The 25,517-nt window shown below is 61.4% G+C and carries 25 protein-coding genes and 1 tRNA gene; 11 read left to right on the top strand and 15 right to left on the bottom strand.

What is annotated here, in order from left to right:
* Positions 1–10: 10 nt before the first annotated feature.
* From BLW62_RS02200 to BLW62_RS02190, 3 genes are all read left to right on the top strand, one after another.
* Complete coding sequence (locus tag BLW62_RS02200; RefSeq protein ID WP_090504552.1) at positions 11–1,555, top strand: DHH family phosphoesterase; 1,545 nt, start codon at positions 11–13, stop codon at positions 1,553–1,555.
* Positions 1,556–1,668: 113 nt separating this feature from the next.
* Entirely contained in the window at positions 1,669–2,472 is an 804-nt protein-coding gene (locus BLW62_RS02195) for a CBS domain-containing protein (RefSeq protein ID WP_090504549.1), read from the top strand.
* Positions 2,473–2,573: 101 nt separating this feature from the next.
* The gene (locus BLW62_RS02190; protein ID WP_090504546.1) at positions 2,574–4,274 is read left to right on the top strand and encodes an acyl-CoA mutase large subunit family protein; all 1,701 of its coding nucleotides are present in this window, start codon (positions 2,574–2,576) and stop codon (positions 4,272–4,274) included.
* A 20-nt stretch (positions 4,275–4,294) separates the two neighbouring features.
* Here the strand turns inward: BLW62_RS02190 and BLW62_RS02185 are convergent, their stop codons facing one another.
* Genes BLW62_RS02185 through BLW62_RS02175 form a run of 3 tightly spaced genes read right to left on the bottom strand, consistent with a single transcriptional unit; the run spans position 4,295 to position 6,689 of the window.
* Positions 4,295–5,242 carry a hypothetical protein gene (locus BLW62_RS02185; RefSeq protein ID WP_090504542.1) on the bottom strand — a complete coding sequence of 316 codons (948 nt, stop codon included), beginning with the start codon at positions 5,240–5,242 and terminating at the stop codon, positions 4,295–4,297.
* 56 nt (positions 5,243–5,298) lie between these two features.
* Positions 5,299–5,565, bottom strand: coding sequence for a hypothetical protein (locus BLW62_RS02180; protein WP_090504539.1), 267 nt, complete (start codon positions 5,563–5,565; stop codon positions 5,299–5,301).
* A 59-nt stretch (positions 5,566–5,624) separates the two neighbouring features.
* Positions 5,625–6,689, bottom strand: a complete 1,065-nt coding sequence (locus tag BLW62_RS02175) for a polyprenyl synthetase family protein (RefSeq protein ID WP_090504536.1) — start codon at positions 6,687–6,689, stop codon at positions 5,625–5,627.
* 113 nt (positions 6,690–6,802) lie between these two features.
* On the opposite strand from BLW62_RS02175, the gene BLW62_RS02170 reads away from it, so the two are divergent.
* Positions 6,803–8,113, top strand: coding sequence for a M28 family peptidase (locus BLW62_RS02170; protein WP_090504533.1), 1,311 nt, complete (start codon positions 6,803–6,805; stop codon positions 8,111–8,113).
* Between the two features lie 43 nt (positions 8,114–8,156).
* The gene (locus tag BLW62_RS02165; protein WP_090504530.1) at positions 8,157–9,035 is read left to right on the top strand and encodes an NAD(+)/NADH kinase; all 879 of its coding nucleotides are present in this window, start codon (positions 8,157–8,159) and stop codon (positions 9,033–9,035) included.
* A gap of 7 nt (positions 9,036–9,042) precedes the next feature.
* Here BLW62_RS02165 and BLW62_RS19180 read toward each other — a convergent pair whose 3' ends face one another.
* A complete protein-coding gene (locus BLW62_RS19180) occupies positions 9,043–9,333 on the bottom strand; it encodes a HalOD1 output domain-containing protein (RefSeq protein ID WP_175459659.1) in 291 nt (96 codons plus the stop codon).
* Between the two features lie 189 nt (positions 9,334–9,522).
* Here BLW62_RS19180 and BLW62_RS02160 point away from each other — a divergent pair, with 189 nt between their 5' ends.
* Both BLW62_RS02160 and BLW62_RS02155 read left to right on the top strand, forming a co-directional pair.
* Positions 9,523–10,482, top strand: a complete 960-nt coding sequence (locus BLW62_RS02160; protein WP_090504527.1) for a CbiX/SirB N-terminal domain-containing protein — start codon at positions 9,523–9,525, stop codon at positions 10,480–10,482.
* 3 nt (positions 10,483–10,485) lie between these two features.
* A complete protein-coding gene (locus BLW62_RS02155) occupies positions 10,486–11,721 on the top strand; it encodes a DR2241 family protein (protein WP_090504523.1) in 1,236 nt (411 codons plus the stop codon).
* 30 nt (positions 11,722–11,751) lie between these two features.
* Here the strand turns inward: BLW62_RS02155 and BLW62_RS02150 are convergent, their stop codons facing one another.
* From BLW62_RS02150 to BLW62_RS02140, 3 genes are all read right to left on the bottom strand, one after another.
* Entirely contained in the window at positions 11,752–12,327 is a 576-nt protein-coding gene (locus BLW62_RS02150) for a DUF7524 family protein (protein ID WP_090504520.1), read from the bottom strand.
* 15 nt (positions 12,328–12,342) lie between these two features.
* The gene (locus tag BLW62_RS02145) at positions 12,343–12,552 is read right to left on the bottom strand and encodes a methytransferase partner Trm112 (RefSeq protein WP_090504517.1); all 210 of its coding nucleotides are present in this window, start codon (positions 12,550–12,552) and stop codon (positions 12,343–12,345) included.
* Positions 12,553–12,630: 78 nt separating this feature from the next.
* Positions 12,631–14,001, bottom strand: a complete 1,371-nt coding sequence (locus BLW62_RS02140; protein ID WP_090504514.1) for an adenylosuccinate synthase — start codon at positions 13,999–14,001, stop codon at positions 12,631–12,633.
* A 408-nt stretch (positions 14,002–14,409) separates the two neighbouring features.
* Between BLW62_RS02140 and BLW62_RS02135 the strand changes: the two genes are divergently transcribed.
* Positions 14,410–14,715, top strand: a complete 306-nt coding sequence (locus BLW62_RS02135; RefSeq protein WP_076578478.1) for a hypothetical protein — start codon at positions 14,410–14,412, stop codon at positions 14,713–14,715.
* 184 nt (positions 14,716–14,899) lie between these two features.
* On the opposite strand, the gene BLW62_RS02130 is transcribed toward BLW62_RS02135, so the two are convergent.
* The 4 genes from BLW62_RS02130 to BLW62_RS02115 form a co-directional block, all read right to left on the bottom strand.
* Positions 14,900–17,461: a DUF7527 domain-containing protein gene (locus BLW62_RS02130; protein WP_090504511.1), complete on the bottom strand. Its 2,562-nt coding sequence runs from the start codon at positions 17,459–17,461 to the stop codon at positions 14,900–14,902.
* A gap of 48 nt (positions 17,462–17,509) precedes the next feature.
* Positions 17,510–17,788, bottom strand: a complete 279-nt coding sequence (locus tag BLW62_RS02125) for a UPF0058 family protein (protein WP_076580139.1) — start codon at positions 17,786–17,788, stop codon at positions 17,510–17,512.
* Positions 17,789–17,934: 146 nt separating this feature from the next.
* Entirely contained in the window at positions 17,935–19,089 is a 1,155-nt protein-coding gene (locus BLW62_RS02120; RefSeq protein WP_090504508.1) for an ABC transporter ATP-binding protein, read from the bottom strand.
* A gap of 142 nt (positions 19,090–19,231) precedes the next feature.
* Complete coding sequence (locus tag BLW62_RS02115; protein WP_090504505.1) at positions 19,232–19,702, bottom strand: DUF5793 family protein; 471 nt, start codon at positions 19,700–19,702, stop codon at positions 19,232–19,234.
* A 247-nt stretch (positions 19,703–19,949) separates the two neighbouring features.
* Between BLW62_RS02115 and BLW62_RS02110 the strand changes: the two genes are divergently transcribed.
* Both BLW62_RS02110 and BLW62_RS02105 read left to right on the top strand, forming a co-directional pair.
* Positions 19,950–20,657 (top strand): class I SAM-dependent methyltransferase, encoded by a 708-nt coding sequence (locus BLW62_RS02110; protein WP_090504503.1) that lies wholly within the window; start codon positions 19,950–19,952, stop codon positions 20,655–20,657.
* 108 nt (positions 20,658–20,765) lie between these two features.
* A tRNA-Gly gene (locus BLW62_RS02105) sits at positions 20,766–20,836 on the top strand.
* 191 nt (positions 20,837–21,027) lie between these two features.
* Here the strand turns inward: BLW62_RS02105 and BLW62_RS02100 are convergent.
* Positions 21,028–22,197 carry a zinc-dependent alcohol dehydrogenase gene (locus BLW62_RS02100; RefSeq protein ID WP_090504501.1) on the bottom strand — a complete coding sequence of 390 codons (1,170 nt, stop codon included), beginning with the start codon at positions 22,195–22,197 and terminating at the stop codon, positions 21,028–21,030.
* Between the two features lie 301 nt (positions 22,198–22,498).
* Positions 22,499–23,053: a hypothetical protein gene (locus BLW62_RS02095; RefSeq protein ID WP_090504498.1), complete on the bottom strand. Its 555-nt coding sequence runs from the start codon at positions 23,051–23,053 to the stop codon at positions 22,499–22,501.
* A gap of 148 nt (positions 23,054–23,201) precedes the next feature.
* On the opposite strand from BLW62_RS02095, the gene BLW62_RS02090 reads away from it, so the two are divergent.
* Entirely contained in the window at positions 23,202–23,861 is a 660-nt protein-coding gene (locus tag BLW62_RS02090; protein WP_090504495.1) for a GNAT family N-acetyltransferase, read from the top strand.
* 284 nt (positions 23,862–24,145) lie between these two features.
* Here BLW62_RS02090 and BLW62_RS02085 read toward each other — a convergent pair whose 3' ends face one another.
* The gene (locus BLW62_RS02085) at positions 24,146–24,898 is read right to left on the bottom strand and encodes a DUF2797 domain-containing protein (protein ID WP_090506381.1); all 753 of its coding nucleotides are present in this window, start codon (positions 24,896–24,898) and stop codon (positions 24,146–24,148) included.
* A gap of 375 nt (positions 24,899–25,273) precedes the next feature.
* Positions 25,274–25,516 (bottom strand): hypothetical protein, encoded by a 243-nt coding sequence (locus BLW62_RS02080; RefSeq protein WP_076578454.1) that lies wholly within the window; start codon positions 25,514–25,516, stop codon positions 25,274–25,276.
* Position 25,517: the final 1 nt, after the last annotated feature.

Genomic DNA, 25,517 nt, shown 5'->3' with positions numbered 1-25,517 from the left:
AGCGCGGTATATGGTTTTTCGGCTCGTGCTCGGGTGTACGACGGTCGGCCGCCAGGTGGTCGAGCAGATACCCGAGCGCACCGGTGATGACAGCGACCGACTCCACGTCGTCACCGAGAACGAAAGCGTCGTGGAAGCGCTTCGCGACGAGAGCATTCCGGCTCGAGCGGGCGATCCGACCGACCCGTCGATGATCGCCAACATCGAGCGGCCGGACGTCATTTTCATCGGAAGCGACCGCACCGACGTCAACCGCGTCGCCCTCGAGCGAGCGCGCGAGCGCTTCCCGATGGCGTCGATCGTCGCCTACCTCGGCGGGAACGCGACGGAATCCGACCGGCGGGTGTTCGAGAACCTGGCAGATCACGTCCTCGATGCGACGGACGCGATGGTTTCACACATCATCGACGGCGTCGCCCGACCGTCGGCCGGGGCCGCGATCGGTCTCCGCAAGCACCTGACGGCGATTGACGGACGCCTGGGCGTCTTCATGCACGACAACCCTGATCCGGACGCCATCGCGAGCGCCGTCACGCTCGTCGACATCGCCGCCGAGGTCGGCGTCGAGGCGGATGCCTGCTACTTCGGCGATATCTCCCACCAGGAGAATCGAGCGATGGTCAACTTGCTCGGTCTCGACTTGCGTAACCTCTCGCCCGACGATTCACTCGAGGAGTACGAGGCGTTCGCACTGGTCGATCACTCCCGTCCGGGGGTCAACGACCAACTCCCCGAGGATCTTCACGTCGATATCGTCATCGACCACCACCCTCCACGCGGGCCGGTTCCGGGCGACTTCGTCGACCTTCGAGAACAGGCCGGTGCGACGAGTACCGTCATGACGGATTATCTCACTCGCTTTCGCCTCGAGCCCCGGGAGTCGACGGCGACGGCGCTGCTCTATGGCATTCGAATCGATACGAACGATTTCAGCCGGGAGGTTTCACCGGCCGATTTCGAAGCCGCGTCGATCCTCTGGCCACACGTCGACGTCTCGCTCCTCGAGCAGATCGAACAGCCGACAATCGAGGGGGAGATTTTAGAGACCATCGCGCGGGCCATCAAGAATCGCATTCAACACGACTCAGTCGCCGTCGCGAGCGTCGGCCAGATCAACAACCGCGATGCCTTACCACAGGCTGCCGATCAGTTGCTGGCGATGGATGGAATCGAGTCGACGCTCGTCTTCGGCTTCAAAGACGAGATGGCGTTTCTCTCCGCGCGCTCGCGGGGGAGCGATATCGACCTCGGCGAAACGCTTCGAGACGCCTTCGAACGAATCGGCAGCGCCGGTGGACACGCCGGGATGGCCGGTGCCCAACTCGAGGTCGGCATTCTCGCCAGCGCAGACGACGAAGACGAGGTCGAATCGATCGTGAGCGTCGTCGAAGAGGTGATCACGAACCGATTCCTCGAGGCGATCGACACTCAACCAGGGTCCTCAGTTGGCGCGTACTCCCAGACGAGTCAGTGGCTGTTCGATATCGAAGAGGGCGAAACCGAGGGGCCACCGACGGCCGACGACGGAAAGCAACGGGGCGAAGAGTCCCAGTGACACCGAGACGGGCGACCACTCCGCATCGAACCCGATTGGCTCAGGAGACGGACTCGATCGAGTGAGAGCGACGGGAAGACACGCTTTTGCGCGCGGAGACCGTGGAACCTGCTATGGAGGTCGCGTCGGACGGAACGAAGCCCCAGGTCAACGAGTACATGACGCGCGATGTCGTGACCGTCACCCCCGATGAAACCGTCGGTGACGTCGCGGAGCGAATCGCTGGCAGCGACGAGCACAGCGGTTTCCCCGTCTGTGAACGACGACGCGTCGAAGGATTCGTCAGCGCTCGAGACCTGTTACTGGCCGACGACGGCGAACCGATTTTCAAGGTGATGACGACAGACCTGCTGGTCGCACACCCGGATATGAAAGTAACCGACGCCGCCCGCGTCATCCTCCGTTCGGGAATCCAGAAACTTCCCGTCGTCGACGACGCAGGTAACCTCGTCGGAATCATCTCGAACGCCGACGTGATCCGTAGCCAGATCGAACGCGCGACGCCCGAGAAGGTCGGGAAGCTGATGCGGACGCTCGAACAGATCCACAACACGAATTTAACGCAAGAACGCCGAACGGTCTCGCTGGCGGAACTCACGCCGACACAGGGGCGCGTCTACGCAGACGAACTCGAGGGACGGCGCTACGAACTCGAACGCGGCCTCGCAGAGCCGTTAGTTGTCATCGACAACGATGGGACCTTATTGCTCGCAGACGGCCACCACCGGGTACTCGCCTCGGACCGCCTCGGCATCGACGAGATGGACGCCTACGTCATCGTCGTCGATCACGAAATCGATCTCGGCATGGCCGAGACAGCCGAAAAAGAAGAACTCGAGCAAATCGACGATATCGACATCGTCGACTACGCGCGTCACCCGCTCGTCCAGACGACGAAACGTCTCCAATCTCGCTAGCATAGTCGTCGCGGAAGTCTATCTCACAACTCGATGAGGAGTCTCGTCCCAACCTGTTGGCTCCCGAATCCTTACATCGGTCGGTGGCAAATATTACGAGCATGTACGACGACGAGGACCTCGAGGCGATTCGAGAGTCTGGCGAGAAGTGGGAGACTGACACGCTCGATCCGGTCCTCGAGCGTCACGGTGAACGACAGGATAACTTCGCGACCGTCTCGAATATCGACGTGGATCGCCTGTACACGCCCGAGGACGTCGCGGACCTCGATTACCTCGAGGACCTGGGCTTTCCGGGCGAGGAACCCTACACTCGCGGCCCCTACCCGACGATGTACCGCGGACGCACGTGGACGATGCGTCAATTCGCCGGTTTCGGGACCGCAGAGGAGACCAATGAGCGGTTTCATTACCTGATCAACGAGGGACAGACCGGACTCTCGGTGGCGTTCGACATGCCGACACTCATGGGACTCGACTCGGACGACCGCATGAGCGAGGGCGAGATCGGCAAAGAGGGCGTCGCCGTCGATACCCTGCGGGATATGGAGATCCTCTTCGACGGTATCGATCTCGAGGAGATTTCGACTTCGTTTACGATCAACCCCTCCGCGCCGGTGATCTACGCGATGTACATCGCGATGGCGGACCAGCAGGGAGTTCCCCGCGAGAACATCCGTGGCACCCTCCAGAACGACATGTTCAAGGAGTTCATCGCCCAAAAGGAGTGGGTCGTTCCACCGGAGCCTTCCCTCAAACTCGTGACGGACGTCCTCGAGTTCAGCACGGAAGAGACGCCGAAATTCCACCCAATTTCGGTTTCCGGGTACCACATCCGTGAGGCCGGTTCCACGGCCGTGCAAGAACTCGCCTTCACGCTCGCCGACGGCTTCGCGTACGTCGAGGACGCGATGGACCGCGGACTCACCGTCGACGAGTTCGCGCCGCGACTCTCCTTTTTCTTCAACTGCCACAACTCCTTTTTCGAGGAGATCGCCAAGTACCGGGCGGCCAGACGGATCTACGCCCGGGTGATGGACGAGTGGTACGACGCGGGCCGAGACGAATCGAAGCAACTGAAGTTCCACACCCAGACCGCGGGCCAATCGCTGACGGCTCAACAACCGATGAATAACGTCGTTCGAGTGACGATTCAGGCGCTCGCGGGCGTCCTCGGCGGGACGCAGTCTCTGCACACGAACAGTTTCGACGAAGCGCTCGCCCTTCCCTCCGAAGACGCCGTCCGAGTCGCACTCCGCACCCAGCAGATCATCGCCGAGGAGTCGGGTGCCGCAGACATCGTCGATCCGATGGGCGGCAGTTTTGCAGTCGAAGCCCTCACCGACGAAACCGAAGAGCGAACGATGCGCTACTTGACGGAGATTCGCGAGATGGGTGAGGGGTCCATGCGCGACGGCGTCTTGAAGGGGATCGACGACGGCTACTTCCTCCGCGAGATTCAGGACGCCTCCTACGAGTACCAAGAACGCGTCGAGCGCGGCGAAGAGGTCGTCGTCGGCGTCAACGAGTTCACCCTCGAGGAAGACACCAGCCCAGAAACGCTCAAGATCGACGAGACGACGGCCGAACGCCAACTCGAGCGCCTCGAGCAGGTCAAAGCCCAGCGAGACGACGCGGCTGTCGAGGACGCACTCGAGGAACTCCAACGTACGATCGACCGCGGTGAAAACACCATTCCGGTGCTCGTCGAGGCCGTGAAAGCGTACGCGACGGTAGGCGAGATCATGCAAGTCTTCGAGGACGCACACGGTGCGTACAGCGAGGAGATCGGACTCGCGTAAGCCCCTCACCACCAGATTCGCTACAAGACGAGCGTCGAAAGAAGGCCGACGAGTCCCGCCAGCGAGAAGCCGAGCCCCGGAACGAGGAGTAAGCCGCCGAAGAGGACGTACATGGTGCCGGTTCGTCGCTTGGCTGCGAGCACGTCGAAGTGACCCACGTTCGAGATTTCGAACCAGCCAGTCTCATCAGCACTGACGGTGCCAACGGGTTCACTGGGACTGACGGTGCCAGCGGACTCATTGTAACCGACGGCACCGACAGAGTCACTCGAGTCGACGACGCGGCCACCGAGCACGGAGACGTCATCGCCGGGCCCGAGGCGTCGTTCGCGGTACTGACGGACGATACCGCCGCTCTGGTCGCTCGGTTCGTGACCGTCGTGAACACTGGAGGTTCTGGTGTCGCCTCCGCCGAAATCGCCGGGACGAAGGAGATTCTCATCCTCGAGTCGACGTCTCGCTGGCTGGGAAAGGGCTCGTTCGGCGGTCCACGACGGTGTCTGTGAGTCGGGGTCGGCGCTTGGCTGTCCGCCCGAGAGCGAGAGCGTGGCGTTCGACGGGTCGACCGAGACGGCGTCGTACTCGTCTTCGACGACGAATCGCGTTCGGCCCGTCGCCTGTCCGTCTCGCTGACGGACGACGTCGGCGGCGGTGTGTTCGCTTGCTGCGCGCTCGCCGCCGTCACTCGCTTCGACCACTGACCGAGCGTCGACGGCGTACGCCACGCACGAGTCGCCAGAAAGCGGCGCCTCGAGCGTTCCGTCTTCGCTTGCCCGTACAATCCCATCGACCCTGATCGGGTCCGTGGTCGTGGTGAGTTCACCCACTGGCGTCGGACCGTTCTCGCGAATCGTTCGAACCGTCCGAACTCGTCGCATGCCGGTCCGCACGATAGTGATGCTACCGGTGACGATACCAACCCCTACCATGGCGACGGCGCTGACGACGAGAACGTCTGCGAACGACATACCGGCCGGTTTCCGGCGAGCGCGCATAATTCCCCCGACTGCGCGAGGGCGAGCAATCAGACGGTCTCGTCGTCGAAGTGTGAGACCGCAGCGACGACGAGACCCAGCGTGAGGAGAAAGACGCCGACGATTACGCCCGCGTACAAGCCGACCGACGAGGGCGTGATCGGCACCGTCATCTCGAGGACGACCAGTTCCTCGAGGCCAACGGCCGTCGGAAGGAAGAAGCCGAGGAGTGCCCCACCGACGGTGGCGACGGCAGTCGCTGCGAGGAGCGTTCCTACGAGTCGCCGTCGGTTGCCCGGTTCTCGGTCGACGCTCACGGGCCAGTGTTAGACGGAGGCAACCGAGACTGTTGTGGTTTCCGGTGGAATACTGGGTGTTATTCCTCGCGTTCGATCACGAACTCGGTGAACTCCCGGAGCTTTCGGGTGGTCTCCTCGTCGAACTCGAGGGCGTCGATTTCGCGACGGGCCTGTGCTGAGAGTTCGAGGGCGCGTTCGCGCGCGTACTCGAGGCTGCCGGCGTCCTCGATGATCGAGAGGGCCGCCGCGACTTCCTCGTCGGTGTTCGAGTCGGCACTCAGAATGTTCTGGAGACGCTCGGCCTGATCGGGGTCGCTCTCCTGGAGGGCGTGGATGACCAGCAACGTTTGCTTGCCTTCGCGGATGTCGTTACCGAACTCCTTGCCGAAGTCGCCGGCTCTGCCCAGAGAGTGTTCGACGTCGAGAATATCGTCGCCGATCTGGAAGGCGACGGCCGTCAGTTCAGCGTAGGTGGCGACAGCCTGCTCGACTTCGGCAGGTTGGTCGGTGAGGATCGCCGCGAGACGGGCGACGATCCGCGCGAGACACCCCGTCTTGCACGCACACATCTCGAGGTATTGCTCGGGCGTAGCGCGGGTGGCGTGTTCGTTGTGCCAGCAGATGTCCATCCCCTGTCCGAGGTGGGTTCGATTGAGTTCGTACATGAGCATCTCGAAGGCCTCGAGACGACGATCCGCTGGAATCTCGTCCGCCCGGTCGCTCAGGACTTTCAGCGGCAGGAAGTACAACGCGTTGCCCGCGTTGAGGGCGATGTCCTGTCCGTAGAGGTGGTGGAGCGCTCGCTCACCCCGACGGATCGTTGCGCCGTCTTCGACGTCGTCGACGATGATCGTCCCGTTGTGGAGGATCTCGGGTATACAGGCGTAGTGGACGTATTCGGCGGGATCTTCGCCGAACCCCTCGATGAAGACGAGAAAGAGCACGGCCCGCCAGCGTTTCCCCCCTCGATCGAGCAAGTCCCAAAGCGGCGTCGAGAGCGATCGCTGGACGGCGTATGGGTCGTACTCGTACGTCGGTTCGCCGAAGTACGACTCGAGGTACTCGTCGTCGATCTCGCGTGGGACCAGATCGGCGATTGCGTCGTCAATAGCCGGGCGCCAGTCGGCAAGCGTCTCCCGCATACTCGAATCGTGAGAGAGTGGCGTAAAAAAGATTCCCAGTTTCACTTGTCAGTAGTGAAACTATCTCTTCCGCGAACGGTACAATTACCCACTCCTCCGTTCTGTGTAAGCATATGACATCGTGGATCAGTGAAGTGTTTACGAGCGACGTTGGCTGGAACCACCTCGAGACACTCGTCGATCTTGAGACCAGAATGGCGGGCAGTGACGGCGAACGAGTCGCCGCCGAACGAACGCGTGACGCACTCGAGGAGGCAGGGGCACGAAACGCCCGCCTCGAGTCGTTCGAGATTCAGGGCTGGACGCGCGGCGACAGTTCGATCGAGGCCGGCGAGACGACACAGGAGTGTATCGCCCTCCCTCGAAGTCCGTCCGATCAGGTCACGGCACCACTGGTCGACCTCGGCTACGGACTGCCCGAGGACTTCGCCGAGACCGATCTCGAGGGGACGATCGTCATGGTGCGAAGCGACATTCCGGGCCACTACGAGCGCTACATTCACCGCCGAGAGAAGTACTATAACGCCGTCGAGAGCGGTGCTGTCGGGTTCATCTACCGAAATCACGTCGAAGGCTGTCTCCCACCGACGGGAAGCGTGGGGACCGAAGACGATCCAATCGGCGAGATTCCGGCCGTCGGCGTCTCGAGTGAGACCGGCGCGCGATTGGCTCGTCGATTCGACGGCGACGAAATCGAACTGACGATCGACGCAGATATCCACGCGGCCGAGAGCCAGAACGTCCACGCGGAACTCGGCCCGGAGACGGACGAACGCGTGCTCGTGACGAGTCACGTCGACGCCCACGACATCGCAGAGGGGGCACTCGACAACGGGGCTGGAACGGCGATGGTTCTCGAGATCGCGAACGCACTCGCTGCGCGCGAAGACGACCTCGAGACGCGCGTCGAGTTCGTCGCCTACGGCGCGGAGGAAGTCGGCCTCGTCGGCTCTGCGTACCACGCCGAGACGACCGATCACGACACGATCACGGCCATCGTCAACAACGACGGCGTCGTCCGTGATCGAACGCTCTCGTTCACCACCCACGGATTCGACGATCTCGAGGCTGCTGCGGACGAGATCGCCAGCCGCTACGGTCACCCGATCGAGACCGTGCCGAAATTGGGCCCTCACAGCGATCACTGGCCGTTCGTCCAGTGGGGCGTCCCCGGCTATCACGTCAAATCGACGTCCGAGGACGTTGGGCGGGGCTGGGGACACACCTTCGCCGACACATTCGAAAAACTCGAGCAGCGAACGCTTCGCGAACAGGCGATCTTACTGACCGACCTGACGGTCCACCTCGCACGCGAGGCCGTCGACGTCGAGCGGCGTTCGCCCGCGGAGATTGCGGACGACCTCGAGGCGCAGAACCTCGCCGAGGGCATGCGCCGAACCGGCGATTGGCCGTACGACGAGTAACTTCCCCCCGCACGCTTTTTTCTGCGCTACCCGAACTGGTGGTATGGACCTCGCGTGGCCTCCGAACGAGCAGGTGGTCGTCGGCGTCGTCTCGCCAGAGGCCGACGCACTTCCGGTCGGCGACTCGATCGACGCTAGTGACGACGTGAGGACGGTCCGCGACGACGTAGAGACTGTTCTCGCCGCAGACCCGACGCTCGTCATTGCCGACGGAGAATCGTCTCTCTCAGCCCTCGCACGTGCCGAACCGTCCGTCCCTGTCGTACCCGTCGGCGACGTTGTCGGTATCGACGCCGTCTCGCCGACGGCAGTTCCAACCGCACTCGAGGCGATCCGCAACGGGGACGCGGCCCTCACAGAACAGGCAGTGGTCGACGTGAGGGTCGAACCGAGAGGTGACGACGTGAGTTCGGGCCGTGACGCCGACTCGTCACTCGAGCGTGACGGTAAAGAAGAACGCGCGGATTCGACTGGTACCACCACCGCCCCGGTCGAGTCTGGTGACGAGGACCGGACTCGAGCCCTCTTCGACGTGACGCTCGTCACCGACGAACCGGCACGAATCTCCGAGTACGGGCTCTCGAGTCGCGGCGAGACGGTCGACACGATCCGAGCGGACGGGATCGTCGTCGCCACCGCAGCCGGCACGTCCGGGTACGCCAGTGCGCTCGAGACGCCACAGCTGTCCACGGCCGTCGATGCTGTTGCGGTTGCACCGATTGCCCCGTTCGCGACCCAAGCCCGACACTGGATACTGCCGACGGACGACCTCGGACTGACGGTCGAGCGAGACGACGGTGACGTGAGTCTCGTCGTCGACGACCGCGTCGTTCAGACTGTTGGCGTCGACGACCGCATACGACTCAGCGTCGAGTCGACGCTGTCGACGGTGGTCGTTCCAGCCGACGTCCCGACGGTGTAACACATCGTTACGTGTCTGTGATCGTTATCTCACCGTTTGTTGTCACGAAAATATTATAACCTTCGTATCTGAACGCAACTGAGACAGAGCAGTTCTGGCGCCGAGAGTGTCGTATCAATTCGTTTAATGATTCTGGGCCGACACTCTCGTAGAGGACCTCGAGGTCGGAATAGCCAGTGTCCTCCAGTGTCGAAATACCACGGAGGATGGCCTGAGACGTTGACTCACTCGGCTTTTCCTCGACGACGACTTCCGATCCGCCATCCGGTCGTCGGTCACGGTGGGGGGAGCCAGTCATGTGCTACGGTGTAAATTCACAGACCTTTCAAACATTAACCAAAACAAATAGGAATGTCATCGATTATATTATATCATTCAAAATTACAATAAGTGTGTAGAACGATCATCCTCCTACCGGTCTGGCAAAAACCCGGCGACGAACGTCGACAGCGAAGTGGCTAAACCGTCCCACTCCCAAGGCGAAGGTATGCAAGCGCTGGTTATTGCGGCGCACGGCTCACATCTGAACCCCGACGCATCGGACCCGACGTACGCCCACGCAGACACTGTTCGGGAGACGGGTGCGTTCGACGAGGTTCGCGAGGCGTTCTGGAAGGAAGAACCGCACTTTCGAGAGGTAATCCGCACCCTCGAGTCCGACGAGGTGTTCGTCGTCCCGCTGTTCATCAGTGAGGGCTACTTCACCGAACAGGTCATCCCTCGAGAGTTGCGACTCGAGGACTGGGACCCCGAAAAGTGGGATTCCGACGGAACGGCTGCCTCCACCGTCACGCTCGAGGCAACTGACGTCGACAAGACGATTCACTACTGCGGGCCGGTCGGGACGCACGACGCGATGACGGACGTAATCGTCCAGCGGGCTGAAACCGTCACCGATGACCCCAACGTGGGGAACGTCTCCGAATCGGAAGATCCGGAGGCTCGTCGGAGTCTCTCCGACGGTGGATTCGGCCTCGCGGTCGTTGGCCACGGCACTGAGCGCAACGAGAACTCGGCGAAGGCCATCGAGTACCACACCGAGCGAATCCGCGAACAGGGCCGATTTGATGAAGTCGAGGCGTTGTTCATGGACGAAGAGCCAGAAGTCGACGACGTCACGGACTTTTTCGAAAGCGACGACGTCATCGTCGTCCCCCTCTTCATCGCCGACGGCTACCACACCCAAGAGGACATCCCCGAAGACATGGGGCTGACCGACGATTACCGCCTCGGCTGGGACGTCCCGGCGGAAGTCGATGACCACCGGATCTGGTATGCCGGCGCAGTCGGCACGGAAGGACTAATGGCCGACGTCCTCCTCGAGCGCGCTGCCGATGCCGGTGCAGATGTCGGCGACGCACTCGAGGCCGTTCGAAACGAGGTGTCGCTTCGAGACGATGGTGGGTCCAACAGCGCCACCGATCCGACGACTGAGGCGGGTGACTGACACGTGGACCGAACGTCACCCGAATTCGAAGCGATCCTCGAGACCGTCACCGACGAGGAGCGTATCGCGTTCGACGGACTCACCATCGAACGAAACGGCGACGGGTACACCGTCGAGACCCCCGCCGGCACGCAGACGGGTCTCGAGCAATCGGATCTTCCCCAAGCACTCGAGCCAGTCTCAGCGTACGTCACGAACTGGTACTACTGGCAACGGACGGTCGGTGGCGAGGACACCGCCCGTCGAGCGTTCCTTCGGTGGTGTGAACGAGCACCGATAGAGACCGGAGAAAATACTAGAGAAGGGAAAACAGACACCAACGACAGGGAAACAACTGCCAACGACGGAGAGAACGCCACGACCGAGGCACGTACCCTCGTGACAGCCGACGACGGAACCGTCGCGGTCCCGGCGCGCGACGAGGCGCTTCGAGACGGAATCGACAGGGAGTGGGGCGAACTCGTTGTGACGACACGGCTTGTCGACGACGTCGATCGACCCGAGAGCGAACGCGTCTACGACTGTTGGCACGTAGACGACGCCGAGACCGATCTCGCCGAACTCGAGGTCTACGACGACCCGCGTGCGGCACGGGAGCTCGCAACGCACGACGAGGACGGCCGCTATCGGCCGTTGAAAACGGCTCCAACGCTCGTCTCCGGGTGGGCGTTCACCGGCCTTTCGGGAGCCGAACTCGTCGACACGATCGGCTTCTTCTACCCCGCGACGGTCGCTAACTGGCATCGCGAGCAACGCGACATGCTCGACGTCGACCACTGGCTCGAGACGGCAGACCGCCAGAGCGGCATCTACGACGTCGTCGACGAACTGCCACGCGAGGCCGTCGAGTGGATGACCGAAGCCTGCTGTGTCGACTCCCAGTGTCTTCGCCGACGCGAGTGGCACTTCGAGGAAGACGACGAACTCGACGTCGACGGCGGCGACGGGCAGTTCCCGTGTCGAGAGCCGTGCTCGCTCGTAATCGCCGCCGCTCGATCGTGGGCCATCCTCGAGTCCGAGGACGAGCACACGTACGAACTCGAGTTGACGACGAGCGAACTCAACCAGCTCACAGAGATCGTCGACGCCGTTGCCGACGGACGAACGGACGAGATACGCGAAGCGGACGTCAACGACGGCGCGAACCGATTCCGCGCCCGATACCTTCGTGCCAAGCGATTCGACGACGATGGTGGATTCACGGCCCAAAGACGAGCAGACGAAACTGACGCCGACTAACGCGTCGGCTGACCGTCGACACTCTCACCGCTATCTGACCAACAGAACGAGTGCGACACAAAAGCCGACGGCGACGATCCCGACGCCGATCATCGAAAGCGTTCCACCGACCGTCGCTGCCGTTACCGTCGCGATTCCGATGGCGACGAGCCCGAGGGCGACGACGGCGAGAGTCGCCGGATCGAGCCCACTCGTCGTAACGACACGCTCGAGCGGAGACGGCTCCGGTGTCGGGTTGGCCGGTTCGGCGAGTGACTCGTCGACGTCGACTGGCCCCGGTGCGGGTTTGACGACGACGGGCACTGTGACCGTCTCGGAACCGTAGCCCGTGACGACCTCGAGTTGCCCCTCGATTGCGCTCTCGAGATTCTCGGCAGCGACGTGAACGGGAACGACCGTTTCACCCTCGGTCTCGACGTAATAGTTCGACGTCTCCAGCGTGGCGATTCGCTCGAGGTCGCCGTGCAGACGGCAGTGGACGTGTGCGGGTCGTTCGTGGCCATCGAGTAGCAGGTTGAACGAACCACGCGTCTCGAGAGCACTGACGGCTGCCTCGAGCGAATCTGTGGACCCGCGATTGACGTGAACGGTGACCTCCTGGGGCACGATAAATCAGGTCGGTTAGGCCGGGGACTCCTCGCGCATATCCGGTGGAAGCAGGTTCGGAATACCGTCTTCGAGGGGGTATCGTTCACCACACTCTTCGCAGACGAGCGTTCCGTCGATAATCTCCTCGCTGTCGTCTTCGTCGGTTTCGTACTCGGCGTCCTCGAGTTCCAGTTCGTGTTTGTCGAGCGGACAACAGAGGATCTCCAGCAACGACTCCTTCATAGTACGAACGGGGGCCGCATCCAGCAAAAGGTTTCGGGAACGAACTGACGAACCCGAACTCGTCGTCAGTGGGACGTGCTACTGACTGTCGTATGGGTTCTCGACGATGACGGTCTCCTCGCGGCCGGGACCGACACCGATCGCGTAAATCGGCGTGTCGAGTTCATCGCTGATGTACTCGAGGTACGTTTGTGCGTTGTCGGGAACGGCGTCGTAGCCCTCCGCTGCAACCTCGGCCCAGTCCACCTCAGACCAGCCATCGAAGGTTTTGAAGGTCGCCTCACAGCGGCCCCACTGCTCGGTAGTTGGGGGCATCGTGAAGATTTCCTCTCCGTCGAACTCGTAGGAGTGGCCAACTTTCACTTCCTCGAGTCCAGCCAGGACGTCGATGTGGTTGATCGTCAACCCGGTAAAGCCGTTCGCGCGAGCAGCGTGGCGAAGCATCGGCATGTCGAGCCAGCCGACGCGCCGTGGACGACCGGTGACGGTCCCGTACTCGCCGCCCTCGTCGCGGATGTAGGTCGCGAGTTCTTCTTCGGCTTCCCCAGCACCGTCGTCCGCGTCGTACGCTGGCGTCTGATCCGCGACGCCGCCGAGTTCGGTTGGAAGCGGACCGGTGCCGACTCGGGAGAGGTACGCCTTGACGATGCCGACGACCTCACCGTCGCCGACGACGGTCGGTCCGAGTCCGGTGCCGACGGTCGCCCCGCCCGCTGTCGGGTTCGAGGACGTCACGTAGGGATAGACGCCGTGGTCGATGTCGAGTGACGTTCCCTGTGCACCCTCGAGCATGACGTTGTCGCCGTCGTCGATTCGTGCTTGCAAGAAGCTTCCGCAATCGACGGTCATGTCTTCGTTTTCGAGGCGCTCGCCGTACTCGCGGTAGGTCTCGTAGAGTGCGTCGATGTCGAACTCCTCGCCGGTCTCCTTGTCGAAGACCTCTTCTGCGAGGGCTTTCTTCTGTGGCACGACGTACTCGAGTCGCTCGCGGAGCACGTCGGGGTCGAGCAGGTCGCCGATTCGAACGCCGCGACGTCCCGCTTTGTCCTCGTAGGTCGGCCCGATACCGCGTTTGGTCGTGCCGGCGGCGAGGTCTTCTTTCTCCGCTTCTTCGATTCCATCGAGCGCGCGGTGATAGGGGAGAATAACGTGCGCGCGCTCGGCGACGCGCACGTCGGGTTCGAGCCCGCGCTCGCGGAGCGTGTCGATCTCGTCGAACAGCGTTTCGGGGTTGACGACACAGCCGTTGCCGAGGACGCCGACTTTCCCTCTGACGGCGCCCGAGGGAACGAGCGATAGCTTGTACTTCTCACCGTCGTGAACGACGGTATGCCCGGCGTTGTCTCCGCCCTGATACCGGGCGACGACATCGGCAGCGTCGCCATACAGGTCGACGACGCCACCCTTGCCTTCGTCGCCGAGTTGGGACCCGACGATTGTGACGGTCATAACAGCGGCGGATTCTTGCCGATCCGATAAACAGATTACGGTCTGGATGAGCCGTTCCACCTAATATATACACACACGTGGGTATAATTGACCAATCCGAACTTGGTCCTTCGTGAGGGGATATAAAAACAACTCCGCGAGAGGAACAGAACTTTGCCACTCGAGCGCCGATTGCCTGGCAATCGACAATCGACAATCGACAATCGACAATCGACACGATCACTGTTGGATATCTCTCTGTAGACGCTCTCACTCGCGGCCGCTGCCGAGAGGGTGAATATACGCGCATTCGACCGTCTCGAGAACGGAACGGTTAACTACTGCCAGAAACGAACATCAGGTTGAGAGTGGGGAAGTCAATCTCCGAGAGTAACTTTTAAAAGGAACAACGACAAGTTAACAAATGCCATGATAGACCGACTTGAGAAGGAAGTGGATATGTTGGAACGACATCTGCAGGTCCTGAAGATGGTTATCGAGAACGAACCGATCGGGATCGTCAAGATGTCGAACGAGACCGGGTACCCCCACCACAAGGTCCGCTACTCGCTGCGCGTCCTCGAGGAAGAAAACCTCATCGAGCCCTCCAGCCAGGGTGCGATCAAGACGGAGCGAACGGCCGAGTTCGTCGACGAACTCGACGGGAAACTCGACGACATCATCGACAAACTCGACGGCATGAAGATCGAAGACGTCGCCGAGATCGAAGGCTAATCTCTCTCCCGACCACCTGACTCGAACACCCGTTTCACTCGAGTCGCCCTGAGGGGGGAGCAACGGGAAAACCGTCCCCGAGCAGTCGAATCGCAGTTTTTACTCCTGTCGAAGATGGTTATCGCTGGCCACGACTCGTGATTCAGTACGAACACGTCACTCGAAAAAAGCGACCGAGACCGGACTACAACTCGGGGACGTTCATATGGAAGCCTTCCGAGCGAGCCTCGACGAGACAGAGGTGATACCCCTGTTTTCGCGAGAGTGAGACGTAACTCAGCTTCGAACCGCGGCTGAGGAACCCTCCTCCGGTCGCTCGTTCGGTGACCTCGAGTGCGCCCGGTTCGAAGTAACTCGAGGTGATGACCATCGCCGCCGCGAGCGTCTGATAGTTCGCCTTGACTGCCGAGGCGGCTTCTTCCATCTCCTCGAGCATTCCCTGCGTTGCGGGCTGGCGCGAGTCGTTGAGGTTCGCGACGACGAGTGGATTGCCCATCTTGTCGAACGCGACGACGTCGAACGTAACCTCGTCGGGAACGTGTTCAGTCTCGTCGTCGGCGAGCGAGATCGACGCACCCAGCTCCGCGCGATCGATTCGCGGAATTGCGTCGTAGAGATCGGCGAGCGCGTCAGCCTTTCCGGTGTCTCGAACCTCGTAGAGCACCGTTTCGGTCAACCACGTGACAAACTGGTGTTCCATCGTCCCGGTCAGAAAGTCCTCGAATGGCTCTCCATCGACTGCGACATCGGCGGCATCGAACCCCGTATGATGCTCGAGACGCAGATTCGAAGCGACCTCGCTCCGATCGGCGTTCGCGTCGTGAGCCGTATCGAGCGTCGGTTGACTCTTCGAGGCGTATCGAACGAAGAGGTTCGTGTCGGAAAGCGCTCGCTGGCGCGACAGTTCGGTTCGTGTTGGCGTCGAATCCGTCTCTGCGGGGCTCGGAGCCTGCGTCTCGCGCGCCTGCTGTAGGGACTGCTCGAGATCGTCGATTCGGGCCTGCAAGCGCTCGACCGTCGAGGAAAGCTCCTCGTTTTCGGATTTGAGTCTGTCCCGGTCAGCTTCTAACTCCTCGTACTTCCTGACGAGTGCGTCGCGTTGGTCCTCGAGGGACTCGACCTGTTCGGTGAGATCTGCGACACGACCGTCTTGCTCCTGACTCGAGGGAGTGGGCTCCCGTCGACCGGGCGCTGACTCGCTTGGAGTCGTACGTTGTCGTTGTGTTTCTCTCTGCGTCGTCGATTGTGCGGTCGTCGCGTCCGTCGACGACTGGGACGCGGCCGACCTCGAATCAGGGTCGGTGTGCGTCGCAGCCTCGGCAGTTGTCGTCGGTTTCTGCGTGTTCTCGGGGTCGATCGACGGAATATTCCGCGTTTCCCGCCACTGTTCTTCTTCATCGAAGCGCTCGTCGTTTTCTGCTGTCTCAGTTTCTTCAGTCGTGGCGTCGACGTCGTCTTCCGTCCAGGAAATATCGTTCTGCTCTAACTGTTCTGCGGCAGCTTCGACCTCGGCGAGGTCTGGTCCTGGATCGGACGTATCAGCGTTTCCATCAGCACTCGACTCGTCCTCTGGTTCGTCGGCCGTCTCGGTCGACACAGCAGATTGGGTCTCCGTCGTCTTCGGCGTCGACTCTCGGGGCTGTCGATCAGCAGACGGCGAGGGGTCGATTCCGTCCCCAGGAGTCTCAGTTGAGTGCTCGGCCGGTACTCCGGTGTCCGGTTCGGTCGGTGATTGTTCGTTCGATTCGGTTACCGACTGGTCTTCCGGATCCGAGTACGTGTGCGTCTCGACGCTCGAGGAAGTGATGCCACTGGGAGCCGACTCGAGATCGATCTCCTCGGTTTCAGTCGGCGTCGAGGCGTCGGCGTGATCCGCCGCGTTGGACGCATCGGCAGGCGTCTCATCGCCCAGCGTTTCCTCGAGTGCGATATCTTCGATCGACCGCCCCCTCGGCGTTCGATCGTCTGGCTCCGCCGTCGATTCCGCGATGTCGATCGACTCGATTGGGGACGACGAAGGGGTGGTCGATGCGTCGTCCGCCGAGTCATCCTGCACGTCTGGCGTCTCCGGAGCGGGAGGTTCCGAGTCGCTCGTGTGTTCGTGGCTCGAGGAAGCAGTCGGCTCGGTCTTAGGGGCAGAAGTCGTCTCGGTCTCGGGGACAGGTTCGGAACTTGCCTGTGTCTTTGTACTGGCGTCATCAGGTGTCCGTCCGGGAACGTCAGCGACGTCGATTTCGACGTCTCGGACCTCGTAAATCCCGACCTCGTCGTCGGCCCGTTCGAACGCTTCTTCGCCGGTGAGCAACCGTTCGGCGTTGCCGATGTAGGCGGCTGCCATCCGGCGACCGCCGTAGTAGACGGCGTAGTAGTCGCCACTCAGAACGTTTTCGCTGAGTTCGACGTAGCCGGTGAACGAATTACGCTGTAACGTTTCGTCGACCTCTCGAAGCGGAGTTTTGTTGGTATAGTACCTCGCTCGTGTCTCTCCGCCCGTCTCTTCCATCGTACAGAGCAACGGCAACGCGGGGTGTGGTGCGTCGTAGATCGTCCCTGAGGCGGCTTCGAACGACTCGAGTTCTCCGTCGATGACGCCGACGATGCGACCGTTGAGCATGAACAGCCACGTTCCGGCGCTGACGACGGCGCCCGAGAAATCACTCGAGGCGAGATCGGAGAGGCCGTCGTATCCGCCGCTGAACGGGCGAGAATCCCATTGTTCGGCGCGCTCTTTCGTGCGCGGTTCCATAGTTCAACAAACAAGAAGTACACTAAATACGTTTCGCCTGTCTCGTTGCTATATTTTCGACTCGGCGTCGTCGGCTAATTCCTTCATTCGTTTGCCAATTCGACCGGCACTCGAGAACTCGTCTTCGCTCATTCCCTTCGCGAGGGCGTTGCCGAGTACGAATACGGCGTGTTTGTGCTCACTTTTGGATTTGTGGACGTGTGAGGGGTCGACGTCGAGTTGATGGTACGGGTCGAACAGTTCTTCGTCGACGTCCTCCCGCTGGGAGAAATACTCCATAATCACGACGAGTTCTTCGTGGAGCTCGAGGAGTTCGTCTTTATGCATGGTGTGGCGTACGAACGGTTTCGGCATAAACGTTGTGTGCAACACCGATACAAGCCACTACGGAAGCTTAATCCACCCGACAGCGGTGGTTGTTCGACGAGATCGGGTCGATGTGGACGGCGTCTCGAGAACAGTCCGTACGCGAGTTACTCTGTTGTGGTCGTCTCTGTCTTCGTCCGCTGGTTAGCGGGGAACCACGCGAGTTCGTGGTCGGCGGTGACGCGAACGGCGACGCGTTCGTCTAAGACGATTCGATCCGAGTGGTTGTGCATGCACTCGATCGTCTCACCGGAGTCGAGTTCGACGCGGTAGAGCACTGTCGGCCCGAGATACCGTCGATAGACGACGTGACCGTTGGCTTCCGACCCGGACGCCGGAAATGCCGTGACGTCGTCGGGTCGAACGAGTAAGTCGATACTGGTGCTGTCGTATTGCTCTGCGAGTCCGTTAACGTCGTCGCGGAGGACTCGACCGAGTGCCGTGTCGACGCTATCACCGTGAACGTCACCCGAGAGGAAACTCGCGTGTCCGAGAAAGCCCGCTACAAAGCGGGATTCGGGTTGCTGGAACACCTGCTGGGGCGTATCTATCTGTTCGACATCGCCGTCGTTCATCACGGCGACGCGGTCGGAAATCGACAGCGCCTCTTCTTGATCGTGCGTGACCGAAACCGCAGTGACACCGGCTTCTTTGATGATCCGACGAACCTCCTCTCGCATTTCGACGCGCAAGTCGACGTCGAGATTCGAGAAGGGTTCATCGAGTAGCAACATCGCCGGTTCCGGGGCGAGCGACCGGGCGAGCGCGATTCGCTGTTGTTGGCCGCCCGAGAGCTCGTCCGGATAACTCTCACCCTGTGACTCGAGGCCAACGAGGTCGAGGAGTTCTTCGACTCGAGCGTCGCGTTCGTCTTCCGGCCACTCCTGTAGGCCGAATGCGACGTTTTCACGGGCGCTCAGGTGGGGGAACAAGGCGAACTCTTGAAACACGACCCCGACGCCGCGTTCTTCCGGTGGGACGAATCTGCCGTTGCCAGCAACGTCGTCGTTGCGAAGCTGGATCGTCCCGGTATCGGGTCGCTCGAGGCCAGCAATAAGACGGAGTGTCGTCGTTTTTCCACAGCCAGATGGGCCGAGCAACGTGAGAATTTCACCGTCGCGAACTGACAACGAGAGGTCCGGAATGACCGCTTCACTGCCGTAGTGTTTCGCGACGCTATCGAGCTGGAGAACCACATCATGGGCGTGTGACTCCGGAACTTGTTCCTCGGCCGCCGTCGTGAGTAGTTGTCCGTTCGCCATTGATCGCCTCCGCCGTCTCTCGGCGTCTATTCTATTTAGGCTCCCCTAAAACACTTATACCTGCCGGTCGCTTCCAGCGTTGTAGAGGAAAGACGTCTAGCAAACCGAACAGATACTCGAGGGCTATCTCGGTGAACCCAGATTAGAGTTCGACGCCACTCGGAATCAGGCTGTGTTGACGCATGAGATTCCCGTCGACGTCGTAGACCAGAAAGGTCTGTTTGTCGTAGGTAACGAACTGCTCACCCTCGAGGAGGAGTTCAACTTCGTACCGACCGTCGTCTTCCGTCTCGCTCTCACCGTAACTCCGGGCCGCCTGGATAAACGTCAGCACGTTCTCGGCGGTTTCGTTGAGCTCGAGGACGAACTCGCCAGTGACACGATTTGCAACGCTGATTACGCCTGTCGTGTCGGTGTCCAGTGGCGCCTGAAGCCGAAGGGAGACGTCGGTTTCACCGGCATCGAGGAGTTCGCCGTCGGGCCCTGTAAGGCGCTCGCGGAGCATCGTCGTCGAGCCAGTGACGTCGATCGATACTTCAGGTTTCCGTGGCTCGCCGTTGGTCTCGGCCCACTCGATATTGCTGACAGTTACTGTGAAGTGCTCGCGCCTCATTCCGTACTCACTGATTCGGACTCACACCGTATCAACGTAACGCACACCAATCGGATATCCGTACACTAACGAGATTCGTTTCGTGACGATTCTATTCGCACGGTACCCGCAGGTGACAGGAACCGAGCTTTGCGGCGATAGTATGATGACATACACCTGATGTGTACGGTGGCGCTGAGGGAAACTGACGACTTCCTTACCGAGGAGTGCGAACGCTTTTTGCGCGTTCCACGACGAATGATCGACGATGGCCGACCAGCAGGACCCACCGACGACGGACGACCTCGCGCGTCGTGCCGACGTCCGGGATACGTACGACGAGATTGCGACTCACTTCGCGTCGACCAGAGAGTACGCCTGGCCGGAGGTCGAATCGTTCGTCGACGCGCACGCGGCGTCGAACTCACGCTCCGGTACTCGAGTCGGTCTCGACCTCGGCTGTGGCAACTGCCGGCACGCCGAGTTGCTCGTCGATACTTGCGAGACCGTCGTCGGCCTCGACGCTAGTGCTGGCCTCCTCGAGACTGGCCGCGAGCGTGCACACGAACGTGGATTCGAGGTCGCACTCTGTCAGGGAGATGCTGCGACGCTCCCCCTAGCTACTAACACCGTCGACATCGCCGTTTACGTCGCGACGCTTCACCACCTTCCAACCCAACGGGCCCGGCAGGCGAGTCTCGACGAATTGGCGCGCGTCCTCGACCCCGACGGGAGAGCACTGATCAGCGCGTGGTCGACCGCTCACGATAAATTCGACGAAACCGACGGCTTCGATACGACCATCGAGTGGACGCTTCCCGGCGGGGAAACCGTCGACCGATTCTATCACATCTACGCTCCCGACGAGTTCGACGCTGACCTCGAGGCGAGCGACCTCGACGTCCTCGAGTGGGAACTCTCGAGTGGGAACTGTTATGCGACGGTCGCAGGTTCTGAATCAGATCTCGACGAATGAGGTTTTGAGACGGCCGAGTTTGGAGGGTATGGTGGGAAAAACGCCGGACTCGAGGCGAGTAGTCGAAAACGGAAGCGCCTTAAACACCGAACCAGAATAGCAGACTGCGCGCGGATGGTCTAGTGGTAGGACCTGAGCCTTCCAAGCTCATGGCCCGGGTTCAAATCCCGGTCCGCGCACTTCTGCTACGAGCAACACCGCGAGCAGCAGAATTCGCTCGAGGGGTTTGAAGTAGAGAAGTCGCAGTGCACGAGCGAAGCGAGTGCAACCGTCTTCGCGTCGTTCAAATCCCGGTCCGCGCATATTTTCACGCGAGCCAAATTCGCGAGCGTAAAATATTGTTCGAGCCACTCTCACCGAAGGCTCTCGCTCAGGGAGTCATCACGACCTTGATACAGTCGTCGTCCTTGTCGTTGAACGTCTCGTACATATCGGGGCCGTCCTCGAGCGACGTTTGATGCGTAATGACGAACGAGGGATCGATCTCGCCGTCTTCGATTTTCTCGAGGAGGGGATCGAGGTAGTGTTGGACGTGGGTTTGTCCGGATTTCACCGTCAGGGCCTTGTTCATCAGCGGACCGAAAGGGATGTTGTCCGATTCCCTGATGTAGACGCCGGGGACCGAGAGCGTCCCGCCCTTTCGACAACACTTGATTGCTTCGCGGAGAACGTACGGACGGTCGTCCTGAAGGTGCATTTCCTGCTTGACCTGGTCAGTTACTCCCTCGAGGCCGGTGCCGTGGGCTTCCGTGCCGACGGCGTCGATACACCGGTCCGGACCCCGGCCGCCGGTGAGGCTCTGCAGTCGGTCGTAGACGTCCTCGTGTTCGAAATTAATGGTCACGGCATCGCCGTGATCGTTCGCCATGTCCAAGCGCTCCTGAACGCGGTCGATCGCCACGACCTGATTCGCACCGAACATCCAGGCGCTCTGGATGGCGAACTGACCCACTGGACCACACCCCCAGACGGCGACGGTGTCGCCGTCCTCGATGTCGGCGTTCTCGGCGGCCATGTACCCCGTTGGGAAGATGTCGGAAAGGAAGAGAACCTGCTCGTCCGGCAGATCCGAGTCGATCGTAATTGGACCGACGTCGGCGTAGGGAACCCGAAGGTACTCTGCCTGCCCCCCGGCGTATCCTCCTAAGAGATGTGAGAACCCGAGGAGGCCGGCCGGCGAGTGACCCATCACTTTGCTCGCCAGTTCGGCGTTCGGGTTCGAGTTGTCACAGAGCGAGAACATGTCGTTTCCACAGAACCAACACGAGCCACAGCTAATCGTGAACGGGACGACGACGCGGTCGCCGACCTCGAGCGTTTCGACGTCGCGGCCGACTTCGACTACCTCACCCATTGGCTCGTGCCCGAGCACGTCGCCCTCGCGCATACCGGGCATGTACCCGTTGTAGAGGAGGAGGTCGGAACCGCAGATCGCAGTCGCCGTCACCTCGATAATCGCGTCCGTCGGATTCGCGAGTTCGGGTTTTGGAACCTCCTCGACGCGGACGTCCTGTTCGCCGTGCCAGGTGAGTGCTTTCATCTGCGGGATCCACCTCGTCGACCACTGCTCGAGTCTGACGCGACGGTCGTTTTATTGTCGGTCATCGAAGAATCCTCGATAGCAATCGACAGGCATGACTCGAGTAAAACCCGGGCTTACGATTGCAACGACCGTGAAATTCGGGGTACCGACGTATACCGAGACCCACCAGCGGGAACTTGCGCGTCCTCGTACGAGGCCTACCAGGATCGTCGGACGAAACGCTGGTATGAGCAATCCAACACCGAACCCAGTGGCGGCGGAATCGGTTTTGAGTAAAATCGAGAAAACGCGAGTCGAGTTACTCCTCGAGTGGCCGTTCGTCCGACCGGCCGTAGAGATCGACGGTGGCGGCAAAGACGAGTCCGAGGACCGTTCCGAACACGAGGTGGCCGACGAGACTCTCGACGGCGTCCGTCGGGAAGTCGCCGATCTCGCCGCCCACGCCTGCTGTTTCGACCCAGACGGGAAGGACGAGCAACGGGAGGATCGCCCAGACGGCGAGTCCGAAGACGAATCCAGCGCCGACGAGCCTGAACATGACTCCGGTTCGAGAGAGACTCTCGGTCTCGACGTCCGTCAGTAATACACCGAGGACGGCCTCTCGAGTGATGATGACGCCGAAGATGAGACCGAGCACGATTCCGTGGACGATGTGCATTCCCCACCCGACGATCCCGACGGGCTCGAGTCCGTAGACGGCGGGGATCGCCACTTCGACGATAGCGGGATCGAGCAACCACATGAGCAGGCCGAACGCGACGGCACCGAGTGCGCCGCCGACTGTGCCGCCGACCAACCAGCCGGTTGCGCCACTGATACCGAACGCTGCCGCGTTATCGGACTCGGTACTCATACCCGCGCCTACCACGAGCCCTGCCAAAAGTGTTCGACCGGCAACCACAACCACAGTCACAGGCACAAACAACGATGGTCGCAGCGACAACCACAGTCACTCGACCGGCCCACCAGAAGCTTAGTAGCTACGGTGGGAACCCGTTACTGTGGAGTTCGAACTACTCGGCTGGCCAGCCGACGGTCCGACCCTCCGACTCGATTACGAGCGCTTTAGCTACGCCGGCAAGTTCGTCATGTCGAACACGGGGAAGGCCGTGGCCAGAATCGACGCCGAGGGAGACGACCCGGATTCCGACCAGCAAGCCGACGACATCGTCGCTGCCGTCGCGTTCAACGAAGACCGAACCGACTCGAGTACCCTCTGGCTTCGGTACGTCACCGTCGAACGAGCCCACCGAGGTGAGGGTATCGGCCCAGCGCTCTGCTCGTTCGTGCGCGAGCGCGCCCTCGAGCGCGGCTACGAACGGCTTCGGATCGCCGTCAACAACCCCTTCGCCTACGAAGCCCTCTACCGGAGTGGCTTCGCGTTCACCGGTGAGACGACCGGCATCGCCGAACTCGTCCTCGAGTATCCCTCGCCCAACCCGGCCAAAGACACCGACGACATCGATGACAGGGATGAGCGCTATCAGTCCGGCCTCGAGGAATTTCGCGACCGAGAGCTCTCAGCGGACGAACACGCGTTCCTCGACGACCGACGACACGACGGTGCACCCGGCCTCGAGACCGACGCCAGCCCCCGGGGTCACGATACCAGTCGCGACACTCCCCGCGGCCACGATACCAGTCGCGGCGGCCGCCGGTAACAATCGATTCCGTGGCGCGCGGTGGCGTGGCGAGCACTCGCGAGACGCGCCACGACTCGCGAGGGGCGAGCGAGCGTCCGGTGGACGCGAGCGAGTCGGCTGGGGAGGGTGAGGAAATCCCCGTGTCTAGTAATCGGGGAACGAACGAACTCGTTATCCAGGAATGACGTACGGACCCATCCAATATTAAGAAATAGCTGACAGACGTACTCATCACTACTGTATTCAAAAACCTGACCGCATCGAGAGTCGCAACTCGAGCACCCACCAGACGACCAACTCGCTCATCCAAACGAGCCGAGCGAGGACTGGAGGTTCTGCCGCGTCGTCCCGGGATCTACCTCGTAGCCGACGAGGTCGCGCATGTCCACCGCGTATTCGGTTCCGTTGTGCTCGAGGACGAGCAACCGCCCCTTCACACCGCGAACGGTCCCAGAGAGCAGCGTCTCGCGTACGGGCTGGGTCTCGAGTCCGAGCCCGTAGTCGAACTCGAAGCGCTCGAGGACGTCGAACGCCGCGAGCACGTCCTCCCACGCTCCGTCCTCCACAGGAGCCGCGAGGGACGCGACTTTTGCGGGCGTCCGAACGCGATCGACCAACCACTCCGCGATTTCGGCCTCGAGTTCGCGAGCGATCCGGCCGTTCGAGACGGTGTGGACGTGCGCCCCACGGTCTGCACCCTGCTCCCGAAGCCGGGTCTCGAGTCGGCGGCTCTTGGTGACGCCGACTTTGAATGTGTCGGGGGCGAACGCGGCGATGTAGACGGCGTGTTCCTCGTAGCAGTCCATCTCGTCCTTCAGGCACGTCCCGGTACACCGGGCACAGACCCACGTGCTGGTGTGGTACTGACAGTACGGCGTTCCAGAACGGTCGCAGGCGACGTGTCCGCCCTCATCGATGGTACCGGCGCAGTGACGCGTGCCGAGGGAATACGAGAGCGTTTCACCCGGCTCGAGGGGCCGTCGCTCGACGCTCCCGCCGTCACCGAACACCACTGCAGAGCCGCGTCCGCGGGGCTCGTAGCCGACCAGTTGCACGATGCTGGCTTCGCAGCGACGGCAGAAATACCGTTCGCCTCCCGACCTGTCCGTCGGCTCTTCGCTGTTCGGTGGCTCCTCGCTATTCGTCGACACCTCGAGTCTCGCGTCGGTACTCCCGCCGTGGCGACCGATGATCGCCGTCAACGTTGCGACTCCAGGAACGCCCGACTGCGGGCGACCGGATTGGGTCGAACGAGCGAGTAGCGGAGGCAGAGTGAGTAGGGACAGGACGTGTGAGTGGGGGAAGACGAGCGAGCAGAGACGGAATCAAGCGGATACCCGAGAGACGTGAGTACCGAGTGACGGGCAAAAAAGTCGAGCGAAACCGCGGGAAATCGGCGAGCGGACGAACGCGCGAGGGCTCGAGTGCGATTAGCTGTTGAACGGCTCCTCGTCGCGATGGTTGTCCGGGTTCTGATGCTCGAGGGCGTCGTCCTCTCGGTCGTCGGATTTGTGTTCGATGTCCTGTCGACGCTGTTCTTCTTGCTGGCGTTCGCGAGCCTCCATTTCCTCTTCCGTGAGTTCTTCTTCGTCCTCGTCGTCGGTGTCTTCGTGAGTTAATTCGACGTCGCGTCCGTGCTCGTCTTTGCCGGTCTCGCCAGTATTGTCAGACATA

It is taken from the genome of Natronorubrum sediminis, assembly GCF_900108095.1.
Taxonomy (GTDB): domain Archaea; phylum Halobacteriota; class Halobacteria; order Halobacteriales; family Natrialbaceae; genus Natronorubrum; species Natronorubrum sediminis.
This window is presented reverse-complemented; position numbering and strand designations above follow the sequence as displayed.